The organism is Bacillus cereus group sp. BfR-BA-01408 (genome assembly GCF_022663305.1).
GTDB lineage: Bacteria > Bacillota > Bacilli > Bacillales > Bacillaceae_G > Bacillus_A > Bacillus_A pacificus.
Window position 1 is genome coordinate 114,530 of record NZ_JAKUFF010000004.1, and the last position, 15,619, is coordinate 130,148.

A 15,619-nucleotide genomic window follows, 5' to 3' on the forward strand; every position below is an offset into this window, starting at 1 on the left:
GGGGACCTTATCTTTTTAAGACAGACTTCTGTCCTAAAAAAGTAAGGCCCCCTTCTAACTAATAGACTATGGGCAAATCATATGTGATTAATTCCTAAACCAATCGCCTCATGCTCAGATCCTTTTACAGGTGCACCAATCGTTCCATATAATGCAACAGCAACCCATTCGCCCTCTTTTTTTCCGTCGTATGGTGTACCGCGCACAATCGCAAAGCGAAGTCCCACTGTACGAAGAACGTCTGCTAACTGAATTTGACCTCTCGTCACTCCGTACAAAGCTTCCATAATTGCGTGATAAAGTGCATGTGTTTCTCTGTAAACGTCTGTTTCAATAACTTGGTTGCTCTTAGCCGCTGTTTCCATTGCTGCGACAACCTTTTGCGAATTCATCGAACCCACTTTCCCCGTACAATACTTCCAACCTTTTGGGATAGATAATACAGGGCTTTCATTCTCATCCGCAAGTGCCAACAGCATGGCCATACGACCAATTCGATGTGTTCCTTGAAGAAGCATGTGACTCTCTCATTTCTTTTAATTATTTGAATATTTCTTAATTTAAGAATATATGAAAACGGTTAAATCGTCAATAGTTTAAACTCACATTCAAACAATTTTTTCATCTCCTCCATTTGTGTACACAAATGATTTACACAAATTTTTCAGGCGTGTTATAGTCTCACTAACCGATACAAAGGGGAGAGATTTCAGTGACAAAGCGAAAAGATATTCATTTTCGAATTGAAGAAAAATTACTTGAAAGGTTTGAAGCTGCACTCCATTACGAAGGCTTAAAGAAAACCGACGTATTAACGCACGCAATTCAGCAATTTTGCACGAAGGTGGAATGCGAAAAGATGAATGATGTAAAACGCCAATACAACGTAAGCAACCATTTACAAGCTCGTATCGATACGCATAAACATTATGAAGAAAAACATGTGAATTTAGATAAAGTCGTCATGGATCATTTACAACTTCAAGGAGACGAGAAAATATTAGAGGTTGGATGCGCTAACGGAAAATTTCTTTCCCTTTTGCAAGCGAATGGCCATAAAGGTCAATTAACAGGTTTTGATCAATCAGAAGCTATGCTCTCTGAAGCCACTAAAACGAATAATTTAATTGAATGGAGACTAGGTGACGCTGAAAAACTTCCTTTTGAAGCCAATTGCTACGACTGGATCGTCGCAAGACATATGTTATATTACATGAAAGATGTTGAAAAAACCATCCAAGGGTTCCATAAAGTAATACGTCCTGGCGGCTCACTTTTAGCTACAACAAATTCTGACGTTACATTACCTCGTATAGTTGAAATGTGTAACCGCATGTTAGGCGCATTTGATTTACCGAAAACAACATCTTCAGTCACGCCATTTTGTTTGGAAAATGGTAAAGAGATATTACAGTCTGTTTTTCCAACTGTTGAAGAAGCAGTTATTCATAATGCTCTCGTTTTTCATCATGCTACTCCAATTGTAAACTATATTTCTAGCATGTTTCCGTCGCTAAATATACCTGATAATACACATCTTCACGCCGAAATGAAGGAATGGCTAAAAGAAGAAGTAAAAAATGAATTGTTACTTCATAACGGTATATGGCGCGATCCGAAAACGTTAGCCATTTATCGATGTCAAAAAGAAAAAAGCTAGCATTCGCTAGCTTTTACATATTTTTAAGTAAAAGCTCCTCCATCATCACATTCCCCTTACCACTGTAAAAATTTATATTATGTTCGTTTGTTACCCAAAAATAAGAGGCAATCGCTATTCCAAATGGCACAAATGCATGCCCCTGTGCTGTAATAATATTTGAATGTTGCACAACTTCTTCATACACAAAATTTTCTACTGGAAAACAATCTAATTTTCTATAATCCATAGTTACTGTATACGAGTTTTCTTTGAATAATCCTGCTTTTGCTAGCACATACGGTCCAGCACAAATAGCAGCTACTAATTTTTCTTGTTCGTGAAATTGACGGATGACTGCAAAGAGTCCTGCCGCATCCTTCATATGTATCGCATCTCCGCCTGGAATAATAATTCCCTCATATTCTTCCACACGCACTTCTCTTAATTCTATATGTGGTTGCACTTGCAAACCCGTTTCACTTATAATCAATTCTTTTGTTAAACCTGCTGTAATGATTCCATATTTGTTTTTCAGCAATGCCGTTGCTACTGTTATTTCAAACTCCGCAAATGTTGGGTATACAAATAAAAGTATTTTTTTCATAGCCCTCTTTCCTTTAACCAATCCATAAAATATACTTCTAATTCTTCTGCTGTTAATCTATTCGTGTCCACATAAGTTATAGGAAATTGTTTATACCAGTCTTTTTCAGTTTCTACTAATTTAAATTGCTCCTCAAATGTACTTCGCTTTCTTGTTCTATCGTTATTTTTTCTATCATATACATTCTTTTTCGTCACATCTAAATAAAAAATAGCATCTGAACGGCATTCTCTTAATTTATATAATTCATCTTTCAATTCAGTTTCTATATCCCACTCTTTCCCTATAATCATTGGATAAAAAAGTGTATAAAATTCAATATCTTCAGGTCCACGATCAAAAATAACGACTGAACCCTTCGCATTTTGAAACTCCTTTATTTTAGCTTCTATAAACATTTTTTGATTTACTATAAACCCTTCTTTTGAATTCATATCCAAATTTAATTGTTTTCGCTTTTCTACAATTGGATAAGGATTTTCATATATAACTGAAAGCCCATATCGTTCTAATCTTTTAGCCAATGTTGTTTTTCCACTTGCCATCGGTCCTTGGCGTGAAATTACATATGCCATCCCTCTCATTCCCTTGCACTTTAGTACATTCATAATATACAGAATTTTTAAAACCATCAACAAAATATATATCATCTTGTTTCTTATTCTTATGTAACTTATAATAAAAAATAGAGATTATGACGGACGCATCAATAATGTAAGCTTGGAAATCCAAGCTTACATTATTTTTTGCTTTCCCTTTTCTAATAAAAAGAGTATACTAGTTTAGAACGTATGTTCTTAATGATTACATACAGTAAGGAGATAAGACAATGGTATACGATACAAAAGCAATTTCTTGGAATGAGTCTTTAAAACAACTTCAACGCCACTATACAAACAAACAAGTTGACCGAAAAGAATTTGAGGATATTGAACTGATGGAATTCTTCCGCGATAACGACTACATTTCTTTACCTACACATATAAGTGGCCTATCAACAGCACGTTTTACTTCTTACTCTATTTTCACAACTGAAGATAAAGATCGTAAAGTTGGCACATTAATCATTGAATATGTAGAAGATGATAATAATAATTTATGTGTGGAACAACTATACTTTGTTTAAATGATAACGCTTGGTCAAAATGACCAAGCGTTCTTGCTTTCTATGAATCTCACTGTTTATAATATGAATAATAGAAAACCGCAATCATTAAGGGGGGATATATTTGCTCGAAGGATGGTTCAGTTGGTTTATTGTGCTATGGACTGTTATTTTATTAGGGCTTATGTCTATCGGTGGATATTTTATGTTCAGAAAATTTCTGAAACGACTACCAAAAGAAGATGGTATGTCCATTTTAGATTGGGAAGAGCACTATATTAATAAAACTAGGCATTTGTGGGATGACGAACAAAAACAATTGTTAGAAGAGCTCGTAAGTCCTGTTCCAGAATTATTTCGCGATGTTGCTAAATCAAAAATTGCTGGCAAAATCGGAGAGCTTGCATTACAAGAAAAAGCCTCTCAAATTACACAAGATTTAATTATTAAAGGGTATATTATCGCTACACCGAAACGTGATCATAAATTTTTAGTAAAAAAACTACAAGAAAAAGAAATTGATTATTCTCATTATGAATCTTTACTGACAAAATCCTCCTCATAAAAGAAAGATTGCTAGCTTATAGCAATCTTTTTTAACTTACAGTTACAGATTTTTCGGCTGTTAATCTAGCTTCTGCCAAATCTATTTGTAATCCAACCGCACTTGTATAAATCGTATCCCCTGTACCTGTAATATTTACTTGTGTAGATGTCGTATTTGGTGCAATAGAACCTGTTGCATTTACATTTGTAATATCAAATTCAGCTCTTGCATTTGCATTTGTAGTTGTTCCTGAAAAATTCCGATCCGCAAAACTACCAATTGTATTTAAATTTCCGTTAATATCATTCACTTGCCCTCTAAAAAAATTTCCTGATGGATTATTCGGTCCCGTTAATGTCACAGAATTCAACTGAAAATTATCACCTGTAAAGTTCGGATCACCATTTACTGCCATTACAAAGGCTCGCGCTGTCACTGTTCCTGTAGCTGGCGTAAAAAATCCTGAAATGGTTTGTGGTGTACCTGATAATAAAAAACCTGGAAATAAGCTTACATTTCTCATTGGATAGGAGGAATCACGATAAACTACAATTAAAGACCATCCAGCACCATAACCAACTGGCTGACGCGTAGGTAATCTCGTTACACTATATCTTCCTGCCGCTCGATTCGGTAAACCTTGCAGTAAAGATGTGACGTCTGCTGCTCGGTTATAAACATTTGCTATAAAAGGGAGATTTGTCCCTTCTGATGACCATGCTGAATTAATTGTCACTTGTGTACTCGTTCCATCAGGCGTAACTAAATTTGGAGGATTCGCATCAACAACAGCAGTTGTAACAGCCGTATCCAATCCACCTGACCAAACAAGTAACGCAAAATCTACAACCGCCGTAGCTGGAACGATAGTAGTCGATGGATTTAATTCAGCCCATGAGCCATCTAATGTCCAATCATTTGTTGTACCTCCAAATGTATTCGGATCTGTCGATGAAGGAACTCCTCCAAAAGTAGAATCCGTATTTAATGTTATAAGTGCATTGTAAGCAAAGTTTGTATTTGCAGTACCGCGCATTCCCATCGTATTACCCGTATGCATCATAAATAAGTTATCATTTTTACCGTAAGCTTGAACGAAAGCCAAAAGAATTCCTCCCTATTAATTTACGAGAATTTTTCTATCAATTTAACTTACAGTTACTGATTTTGTAGCAGTTAGACGGTGCCTCTCCTAACTCTATTTGCAAACCTACAGCACCAGCATAAAGATAGTCAAATGTATTTGGGATATTCACTGTCGTAGAAGTTGATCCAGCTGTTAACACCCCATTTGCAGGTACATTTGTCACATCAAATTCTGCACGCCGATTAGTCGCAGAAGTACCAATGGGCATATTTCTATCCCCAAAACTTCCGACTGTATTTAAATTCCCCAAATAATTATTTACTTGTGAAGCAAAAAAGTTGTTTATTAAATTATTAGGTCCTGAAAGTCCCGTACCATTTAAGTTAAATCTATCACCTGTCGCATCTGTATCACCATTTATCGCCATTGTAAATACACGAGCATTAACTGGTGCTACAGCAGGAGTGATAAAATTTGAAATCGTCGCCGTCTCACCCAATGTAGAAATGAGTAACCCAGTATATAAACTAACATTCCTAACAGGATATGAATTATCACGATATACAACAACTAATGCCCACCCTACCCCTGTTCCTTGCAAAGGTGGATTTGCTGTTGGAACACGTTCTACAAAATAATCACCTACAGCACGATTAGGAAGTCCTTGAAGAATACTCGTCACATTAGCTGCACGTGTATAAATCGTACCTTGAAATGTCCCACTCGACCTTGTTTCTCCCCACGCAGGCGTACTTGTAATAGTGTGAGTCACATCATCCGGAGTTCTGAATGTTGGAGTATTCGCATTTACTACCTCTTCTGTAACAGTACCTCCCAATGTTCCTTGCCAAACTAACATCGCAAAATCTACAGTTGCTGTTGCTGGTACGTCTGTTAGTGAAGGATTTAACCTTGCCCATGAACCATTTAATGTCCAATCATTCGTCGTTCCTGCAAAGGTATCCGCATCTGTGGAAGACGGCACCCCAGCAAAACTCAAATTTGTATTTGTGGAAATTAATGCGTTATATTGATATGCAGTAGCTGTCGTAATACCGCGCATCCCTAACGTATTTCCTGTATGCACCATAAAAAGCGAATCTGTTTTTGTATATGTTTGTACAAAGGCCAACAACCTCACTTCCTTTCTATTAAAAGTAATATTTTCTCGCTATTTCATTTAATGCGAGCAAAACGAAAAAGTTCCATTTATATACGTACGAGCTAATTTAGGCAAAAAAAAAGCCTTTGCCTATTCCTATTCATTTATATTTGAATAGGATGCAATGACGAGCTCATTTTTCATATTTTTTTACAAATAGAACCAGCTTTCAATTTTAAATGGATACTATTTGTAAATGTCTAACTATTGATCGGATTTAAATTCATTTAGAAAGGACGAATCTAATGGCAATAGCAACAATAGGAAGTCGTTTAACCTATACAATCGTTGTCCAAAATACCGGAACACTACCTGCACAAAACGTTACATTTACAGACCCTATACCTGCTGGCACCACTTTCGTTCCAAACAGTGTAACTGTTAATGGTACTCCAACAGCCGGCAATCCTTCAACTGGAATTCCTATTAATAATATTCCGGCTGGTGGCTCTGTTACAATTACTTTCCAAGTAGATGTAACAAGTATTCCTACCCCACCTGTCGCCAGTAACGTAGCATCATTTGGATACGAATTTCAACCTGCACCTAACGCACCCACTATCACACGTACAACAACAAGCAATATAGTTAATACAGATATTTTCACAGCTAATGTCGCATTAACAAAAGCAGTAGATAAAACAATTGCTACTATCGGTGATACGATTACGTATACAATTACGGCCACAAATCAAGCCCCATTAGCTGCTAATAATGTTATCATTACAGACACACCTCCTGCCGGCACATCGTTCGTACCGGGTAGCGTTACAGTTAATGGTACTTCTACTACAGATAATCCTGCTACTGGAATAAATGTAGGAACGATTGCTGCAAACGGGAATGCTACAATTACGTTTCAAGTTCGAGTTAATACTCTCCCTACACCTAACCCTATTCCAAATAGTGCAACTTCAAGTTTTCAATATAATCCACCAAACCAACCACCAATTAACAGAAACTCTACAAGTAATATAGTTGAAACACAAATTAATGCTACTATCATTAATCCAACTAAAAGTGCAAACCAACAAATTGTAAATATTGGTGACATCATTACGTATACGATTACCATTCCAAATAACGGTAATATTTCAGCGACAAACGTTTCTATCACAGACCCTATCCCTACTGGCACTACTTTTATTCCCAACAGTGTTACAGTTAATGGAACGGCACAATCTGGCGTAACTCCAACAAATATTCCGCTAGGTACAATTCCTGCTGGTCAAACTACAACTGTCACATTTCAAGTCCAAGTCACTTCCCTTCCAGCTAACGGAACGATTACTAACGAAGCAAATGTAACATTTACGTCGCAACCGAATCCGGCTGAACCCCCAACAACCACTACGATAACACCACCTCCAACAACTACTTCTGTACGAACTGCAATTGTAAATCCAACAAAAACCGCTAGTCCACAAATTGCTGATATCGGTGATATTATTACGTATACGATTACTGTACCAAATACAGGAAACATCGCTGCAACGAACGTTATTGTAACTGATCCAATTCCAAGTAGCACTACATTTATTCCGAATAGCGTCACAATTAACGGTACTTCACAACCTGGCGTAAATCCTTCTGGTGGTATACAAATTGGTACAATCGCAGCTGGTAATACTGTCACTGTCACTTTCCAAGTTCAAGTTACCTCTCTCCCAGAGAATGGCCTAATCCGAAATATCGGAACCACAACATTTACGTATCAACCAGATCCTACAAAACCAGCTATTACAACAACAAACCCTACACCACCTACTACTACTCCTGTTAACACCGCTATTACAAACCCTGTTAAAACGGCGGATAAAACTACTGTTGATATTGGTGATGTTATTACGTATACGATTACTTTCACTAATGATGGTACGATCCCTGCTACAAATGTAGTTTTTACTGATACCATTCCTACTGGTACAACATTCATTCCGAATAGCGTAATCTTAAATAATGTACCGGTTCCAAATTCAAATCCCGCACTAGGAATCCCGGTTGGAACAATTAATCCCGGTGAAACCAAAACACTATCTTTCCAAGTTCTTGTTACACAAATTCCAGCTGGCGGTGTTATTACAAACGAAGCTTCAACGACATATACGTACCAGCCAGATCCAACAAGACCGCCGGTTACCACAACCGAACCGACAGCACCTACTACAGTCTCTGTTAATACCGCTACAGTTAACCCTACAAAATCTGCTAATCGTACTTTCGTTGATATTGGTGATGTTATTACGTATACAATTAGTTTACAAAATAACGGCACTGTTCCCTCAACAAATATTGTACTAACAGATCCAATTCCAAACGGTACAACATTTATTCCAAATAGCGTCACGATTGATGGTGTCTCACAACCTAACAGTAATCCTGAAAACGGTATATCAATCGGTACTTTAAATCCAAATCAAGCAAAAACAATTACATTCCAAGTTCAAGTTACAAGTGTCCCGCCAAATGGAATTATAGAAAACCAAGGCAGTGTATCATTTAATTATATTGTTAATCCAAATGAGCCTCCTGTTACAACAACTACCCCAACTCCTAAAACTGAAACTCAAGTTGGGACCGTTATTACAGCGCCTACAAAATCTGCCGACAAACAAGTTGCTGATTTAGGAGATACGATTACCTACACGGTCACATTTACAAATAACGGGACCGTTCCGGCTACAAATGTAGTCGTTACAGACCCTACACCTAACGGGACTATTTTCGTTCCAAATAGTGTTACAATCGATGGCATTACAACGCCAGGAGCAGCCCCATCACTTGGTATACCACTTGGTACCATTTCTGTCGGAGAAACGAAAACAATCACGTATCAAGTTGTCGTTACAAACTTACCACCTGATGGAATAATTAGAAACCAAGCATCCTTCACTTACCAATATCAACCGAACCCAAGTGAGCCTCCTGTTACAACAACTACTACCACTCCAAGTGTAAACATTCCAATTAATAATCCTAATCCAACGACTACAAAATCTGCTGATCGACAAGTTGCTGATATAGGGGATACGATTACTTTTACTGTAACATTCCAAAATAGAGGGACCGTCCCCTCTACAAATGTTATTATAAAAGATGCACTTCCATCTGGTGTTTCTTTCGTTCCAGGTAGCGTTGTCGTAAATGGCACATCACAACTTGGAGAAAACCCTGAAATTGGTATACCCGTCGGCACTGTAAATCCCGGTCAAAGTATTACAGTTACGTTCCAAGGTGTAGTAAATAGTATCCCGCCCGGAGGAGTTATTAGAAATCAAGCAAATATTACATTCACATACGAGCCAAATCCAAATGAACCTCCCGTTACGACAACTATTACAACTCCTGAAACAGAAACAGCAGTTAATACCGCTACACTAAATCCACAAAAAACAGCAGATCGCTCCTTCGTTGCATTAAATGATGTCATTACCTATACTCTCTCATTTCAAAACACCGGTACTGTTCCTGCTACGAATATAACAGTAATAGATTCTATCCCTGCCGGTACTGTATTTATTCCAGATAGTGTTACGATTAATGGGATTCCTCAAGCAGGAACAAATCCATCATCAGGAATTTCACTTGGAACTTTAGTGCCATCCGAACGCGCAACGATTACTTTCCAAGTACGAGTAATAAACATCCCTGCTAGCGGCGAAATCCGAAATCAAGGTAGTGCAACATTTAATTATCAACCGGATCCAAATTTACCTCCAGTCACAAAAACAGAAACAACTCCTGAAACAACGACTCCTATCCAAACTGTAGTCATAAGTCCAACAAAAACAGCAAACCTTACGTTTGCAGAAATTGACGATATTGTAACTTATACTGTCACATTTACAAACCAAGGAACTATACCTGCTACTGGTGTAACAATTACAGATTCTTTGCCACCGGGTACAACTTTTATTACGAATAGTGTTACTGTAAACAATGTCGCTCAACCCGGCGTAAGTCCAGTCACAGGAATTCCTGTTGGAACAGTTAATCCCGGCGAGACAGTTACTGTTACATTTCAGATTCAAATAAACGCTATTCCTCCTAATGGAAAAATAGAAAATACAGCAAGTGTTACCTACACTTCTCAGCCTAATCCAAGCGAACCTCCTATTACAACAACAGAAACGACTCCTACCGTAACTTTACCTGTTCGTACCGCTAACCCGAACCCGCAAAAAACAGTGGATCGTGAGTTTGCAAGTATTGGTGATACGCTCACTTATACAATTACCCTTCAAAATACCGGTAATATACCTGCAACTGATGTCATTATTACAGATTCTGTCCCTACTGGAACTACATTTATCCTTGGTAGCATTACGATTAATGGCATTCCACAACCTAATTTGACCCCTGAAACAGGAATCCCAGTTGGCACATTAAACCCTAGACAAATAGTGACTGTTACTTTAGAAGTACAAATAACAACTTTACCACCAAATGGCATTATCTCAAATGAAGCAAATGTCACTTACACATCTCAACCAGATCCGACACTCCCGCCTATTACAACAACCACACCGACTCCAATCGCAGAAACAATTGTACAAAATGCAGAATTAGAGTCAACAAAAACAGTAGATTTGCCAATCGCTAACATTGGCGATGCACTCACTTATACAATCACCCTTGAAAACACTGGAAATATTCCTATGACAAATGTATCTGTCATTGATCAACCACCAGTAGGCACACAATTTATTGTAGATTCTGTTACAGTAAATGGCCTTTCACAACCAGGTGTTGATCCAAGCATTGGGATACTCATTGGTACAATACAACCAAATCAAATAATAACCATTACGTTCCAAGTAACGATTACGAATATACCTCCTAACGGGGTTGTTACAAATGTTGGTTCAGTCAACTTTACCTCTCAGCCTAATCCAAATGAACCTCCTATTACAGAAACAGAAGAAACACCACCAGTTAATACTGAAATCATTAACACCATTATTAATCCAGCAAAAACAGCTGATCGTAACAATGTTGATATAGGTGATATTATTACGTACACTGTTACATTCCAAAATTTACAAACAGTACAACTGACAGACATCGTCTTTACAGACCCAATCCCAACAGGAGCTACTTTCATTCCAAATAGCGTTACAATTAACGGCACTCCAACTAGTAATGTAGATCCAGCTCTTGGCATACCTCTTGGCACATTAAACCCTAGTGAATCGATCATTGTAACTTTCCAAGTTCGTGTTGTTTCAATACCCCCAAACGGAATTCTTATAAATGAAGCTACTATCACCTACACATTCCAGCCTAATCCTGGAGAACCCCCAGTAACAGTAACTACACCGACTCCACCTACTACTACAAATGTCAATACCGCAACAACGAACCCTACAAAATCCGCTGATAAAGCATTTGCTTTATTAGGTGACACAATCACCTATACAATCTCCTTACAAAATACAGGAACTGTCCCTGCAACAAATGTACTTGTAACCGATCCTATTCCAGCTGGTACTACTTTCATTCCGAATAGCGTTACGATAAACGGCATTCCACAACCAGGTATCGTTCCTAGTTCCGGAATTCTTATCGGTACATTAGAACCTAACACTTCAGCCGTCGTAACTTTCCAAGTTCAAGTAACTTCGATACCACCGACAGGTTTTATTGAAAATGAAGGGATCGTTTCATTCCAATATCAGCCAGACCCTACTAGACCACCTGTATCTGTTACTACACCTACACCTACTACAAAGACGCAAGTAAGTGAAGTTACTATTAATCCTAACAAACAAGCTAACCCTCAAGTTATTAATCTCGGTGATACTGTCACATATACAATTACGTTCCAAAATGTCGGGAATATTAATGCGACAGATGTTATTATTACAGACCCTACTCCATCTGGTACTACTTTCATTCCGAACAGCGTTACGATTAATGGCGTCACGCAACCTGGAACAAATCCAAATAATGGTGTAAACGTTGGGACTGTAACTCCAGGACAAATTGTTACATTAACTTATCAAGTTACTGTAACTGAACTCCCACCAGACGGTATTATTAAAAACACTGCAACTGTCACTTACACATTCCAGCCAAACCCTAGCGAACCCCCTATTACTATTACAGATCCTACTCCAACTGTTGAAGTAGCCGTTATTACACCTACACCTAACCCAAATAAACTAGCAGACAAACAAATTGTAGATATAAATGAAATCATAACGTATACTGTAACCTTCCAAAATCGCGGATCAGTCCCTGCAACTTCCGTTATCATTACTGATCCGTTAGCAAATGGGTTAACGTTTCTTCCAGGTACTGTTGTAATAAATGGCATTCCAGATCTTGGAGCAAATCCTGTTGTAGGTATACCTGTTGGAACAGTCAATCCAAACGATACAATTACTGTTCAATTCCAAGCAAGAGTCACAAGTGTACCACCTGGTGGTATTATTCGAAATCAAGCAACTGTTACTTTCACATATGAACCAGGTCCTGGTGAACCTCCTATTACAATTACAGACCCTACTCCAATTAACACAACGAATGTAAATACAGCTATATTAAATCCGAAAAAAACAGCCACGCCGGAAACAGTTACTTTAGGTGATATCATTACGTATACGATTTCTCTCCAAAATACAGGTACCATTCCTGCTAATCATATACTTGTAACTGATACAATTCCTATCGGTACTTCGTTCATCCAAAATAGTGTAACAATTAACAACGTGCCGCAACCAACTGCAAATCCATCAGCAGGCATCCCAATTTCAACACTTGCTCCTTCTGAATCCGCAACGATTTCTTTCCGTGTCCTAGTTACTTCAATTCCACCAAGCGGAGAAATTCAAAACCAAGGTAACGTTTCCTTCCAGTACCAACCCGATCCTACTAAACCACCTGTATCCGTTACTACGCCTACACCTACTACAATTACTCCTGTAAACGTTGGGACTATTAATCCGATAAAAACCGCTGATAAATCCATCGTTTCAGTAGGTGATACGATTACATTTACTATCACATTCCAAAATGAAGGTACGATTCCTGTCACTGACATTTCTGTTACAGACTCACTTCCTGTCGGCACATCATTCGTTCCAAATAGTGTCACAATTAATAACATTCCCGTTCCAAACGCAAATCCATCCACAGGCATTCCAGTCGGAACTCTTAATCCAACAGCATCCGTAACTATTTCATTCCAAGTACAGGTTATTACACTTCCAGCTAATAGAATGATTACAAATATCGCATCCATTACGTATACTTCTCAACCCGACCCGACTAGACCACCTATCACAACAACGACTACAACACCACCAATTACGATAGAAGTAAACCCTAATGAGCCAAACACATTTATTAAGACCGCAAATGTAAATAGCGCCCATCTCGGTGATTTCATCACATATACACTTACCTTTACTAACAATGGCACCATCCCAGTAAATAACGTACTCATTACCGACCCACTTCCTCCTGAAGTTACTTTCTATCCAAATTCAGTAACTGTAAATGGAGTAGCACGTCCCGGAACTAACCCAACTATCGGTATTCTTATCAATACTGTTAATCCAAGTGAATCCGTTGTTGTTCGTTTTATCGTTCAAGTAACAGCAGAGCCACGAAATGGTCTCATTCGAAATACCGCCCGCATTCGCTATACACTCAGACCAGATCCTACTAAACCACCGATTTCCGTTGATGAAACTTCAGAGCCAAACATTATTCCGTTTATCGGTCCGTTCGTCTCACCAAATTTAAATTGTTTCTTTAATGGGGAACGTTTTATCCGGCGCGGTTGGAATAGAAGATGTTAGCAATATAAAATAAAAAGACAGCGCCTTTGACGCTGTCTTTTTATTTTATACATATACAGTTTTTAAGTTAATTTCATATCTTTTTCATTATAAAAACCATCTTCTTTTTCCATTTCCTTCTGTAATTTCGTAAAGGAACGGTACATTGCAATTCTCCATGACACAATCATCGCAAATGCCAGTAAGAAGAACATACCACTAAGTTGTCCTAAATCAAGAGATTGGCTTAAGTATGTTTTAAATACAATCCGCACGACAAGTAATCCAATTAATATAAAAACAAATGCTTTGGAACGCTTCAAATAAATCTCTTGTCCTCTAATCTCAAATTTAGATGTTTTAATAAGAAAAATAGAGAAAAACAAACCGACGCCAATTGCTTCTAACATTTCTGCTGGAGTTAATCGAAATTCAGGAAAAACATACATCAACGCTCCCGTACTCATAAAAAATGGTGGAAGTATAATTTTTTTCAATGTTGCAGGTTTCTTAGCTGCTTTTAAACGAATAAACATCGCACCAACAGCCATACAAACAGCAACGATACTGGATAAAACAACTATGTTCATATTTTCTCATCCTTTTTTGTGGCTATATGCAAAATATACTTTCATTATATGCTTTTCCGTTAGTATTTCCAACATTTTCACAGAATAATACTAAAAACCCGTAAAACCACCAAATAAACTTGAGAAATATACGATAATTTTTGTCATCCAGTTAAAATATAAGAAGATACCCATGATAATCATAATGTATCCCCCGATTTTCATGAACTTCATACTGTTTCTTTTAATCCAAGACATTTTCGTAATAAAGAATGATAGTACGAAGAACGGGATAGCAAATCCAAGTATGTATGCGATCATATAAATCATTGCTGATTCTGGATTTGTTGCTGCTAATCCAATAACCGATACTAAAATAGGTCCTGTACAAGGTGTCCATCCTGCCGCAAATGCCAATCCAATTAGAACAGATCCAAAATAACCACTCGGACGATTCTTAAATGTAAATTTACGGTCTTGCATTAAAAACTTCGGCTTAAATACACCGACAATAATTAAACCGAACACGATGATAAATATACCACCTAACTGTCTAATTAAATCTTTATAATTCGTAAAAATGCCCCCGATAAAGCTTGTACCAAATCCAATTGCAATAAATATAATTGAAAATCCAAGTAAGAAAAACGCTGTATGTATCATACTTCTTTTGCGAAGCATTGCATTTTCTTCTTTCAACTCAGAAACCGACATACCTGTTATGTACGATAAAAATGCCGGATAAAGCGGTAAGCAACATGGGGAAATAAATGATAAAAACCCAGCACCAAACGCTAAAAAAATACTAATATCTTGCATTATTCCACTCCTCTCCTTACATATTGTAGCAAAAACATATAAAAATACTATGAACAATTCGTGAAATCACTTTTCCAACGTGATAATAAGAAAAACTATCCTTTCACACTTTTTCTAAAAAAACGTTTTCATTTCCTTCTATTTATATAGAAAAATCTCAATTACACTACAAAACCTCTCTAATGTTATTAACATAACAAAGGTAATATAGTTTCTCAAATGATTAGCATGTTATTCGTACGTTTATATACATATTGATTAAAAAATATTTTTTTCAAATGCTGTCTTTATACAATA

Annotated in this window: 10 protein-coding genes and 2 pseudogenes; 4 read left to right on the plus strand and 8 right to left on the minus strand. The window is 37.4% G+C overall.

What is annotated here, in order from left to right; all coding sequences use genetic code 11:
* Positions 1-77 precede the first annotated feature (77 nt).
* Positions 78-518 (minus strand): hut operon transcriptional regulator HutP, encoded by a 441-nt coding sequence (hutP, locus tag MR083_RS04170; RefSeq protein ID WP_000926516.1) that lies wholly within the window; start codon positions 516-518, stop codon positions 78-80.
* A gap of 194 nt (positions 519-712) precedes the next feature.
* Between hutP and MR083_RS04175 the strand changes: the two genes are divergently transcribed.
* Entirely contained in the window at positions 713-1,660 is a 948-nt protein-coding gene (locus tag MR083_RS04175) for a class I SAM-dependent methyltransferase (protein ID WP_000166753.1), read from the plus strand.
* 13 nt (positions 1,661-1,673) lie between these two features.
* On the opposite strand, the gene MR083_RS04180 is transcribed toward MR083_RS04175, so the two are convergent.
* Both MR083_RS04180 and MR083_RS04185 read right to left on the minus strand, forming a co-directional pair.
* A complete protein-coding gene (locus tag MR083_RS04180; RefSeq protein ID WP_000722216.1) occupies positions 1,674-2,246 on the minus strand; it encodes a DJ-1/PfpI family protein in 573 nt (190 codons plus the stop codon).
* Complete coding sequence (locus tag MR083_RS04185; protein ID WP_242268607.1) at positions 2,243-2,821, minus strand: AAA family ATPase; 579 nt, start codon at positions 2,819-2,821, stop codon at positions 2,243-2,245. Before MR083_RS04185 ends, MR083_RS04180 begins: the two co-directional genes overlap by 4 nt.
* A 254-nt stretch (positions 2,822-3,075) precedes the next feature.
* Here MR083_RS04185 and MR083_RS04190 point away from each other — a divergent pair, with 254 nt between their 5' ends.
* Together MR083_RS04190 and MR083_RS04195 are read left to right on the plus strand one after the other, a co-directional pair.
* A complete protein-coding gene (locus tag MR083_RS04190) occupies positions 3,076-3,372 on the plus strand; it encodes a hypothetical protein (protein WP_000262396.1) in 297 nt (98 codons plus the stop codon).
* Between the two features lie 103 nt (positions 3,373-3,475).
* Positions 3,476-3,916, plus strand: coding sequence for a DUF2621 domain-containing protein (locus MR083_RS04195; RefSeq protein WP_000889381.1), 441 nt, complete (start codon positions 3,476-3,478; stop codon positions 3,914-3,916).
* A 31-nt stretch (positions 3,917-3,947) separates the two neighbouring features.
* Here MR083_RS04195 and MR083_RS04200 read toward each other — a convergent pair whose 3' ends face one another.
* Positions 3,948-5,003: a hypothetical protein gene (locus tag MR083_RS04200; protein ID WP_000896226.1), complete on the minus strand. Its 1,056-nt coding sequence runs from the start codon at positions 5,001-5,003 to the stop codon at positions 3,948-3,950.
* A 42-nt stretch (positions 5,004-5,045) separates the two neighbouring features.
* Positions 5,046-6,117 (minus strand): annotated as a pseudogene (locus MR083_RS04205) (hypothetical protein).
* 275 nt (positions 6,118-6,392) lie between these two features.
* Here MR083_RS04205 and MR083_RS04210 point away from each other — a divergent pair.
* Complete coding sequence (locus MR083_RS04210; protein WP_242268608.1) at positions 6,393-13,955, plus strand: DUF7507 domain-containing protein; 7,563 nt, start codon at positions 6,393-6,395, stop codon at positions 13,953-13,955.
* 62 nt (positions 13,956-14,017) lie between these two features.
* On the opposite strand, the gene MR083_RS04215 is transcribed toward MR083_RS04210, so the two are convergent.
* The 3 genes and pseudogenes from MR083_RS04215 to MR083_RS27990 form a co-directional block, all read right to left on the minus strand.
* Positions 14,018-14,524, minus strand: a complete 507-nt coding sequence (locus tag MR083_RS04215) for a CcdC family protein (protein ID WP_001028639.1) — start codon at positions 14,522-14,524, stop codon at positions 14,018-14,020.
* 90 nt (positions 14,525-14,614) lie between these two features.
* Positions 14,615-15,322, minus strand: coding sequence for a cytochrome c-type biogenesis protein CcdA (ccdA, locus tag MR083_RS04220; protein ID WP_001152681.1), 708 nt, complete (start codon positions 15,320-15,322; stop codon positions 14,615-14,617).
* Positions 15,323-15,338: 16 nt separating this feature from the next.
* A pseudogene (locus tag MR083_RS27990) lies at positions 15,339-15,483 on the minus strand (peptidase T).
* Positions 15,484-15,619: the final 136 nt, after the last annotated feature.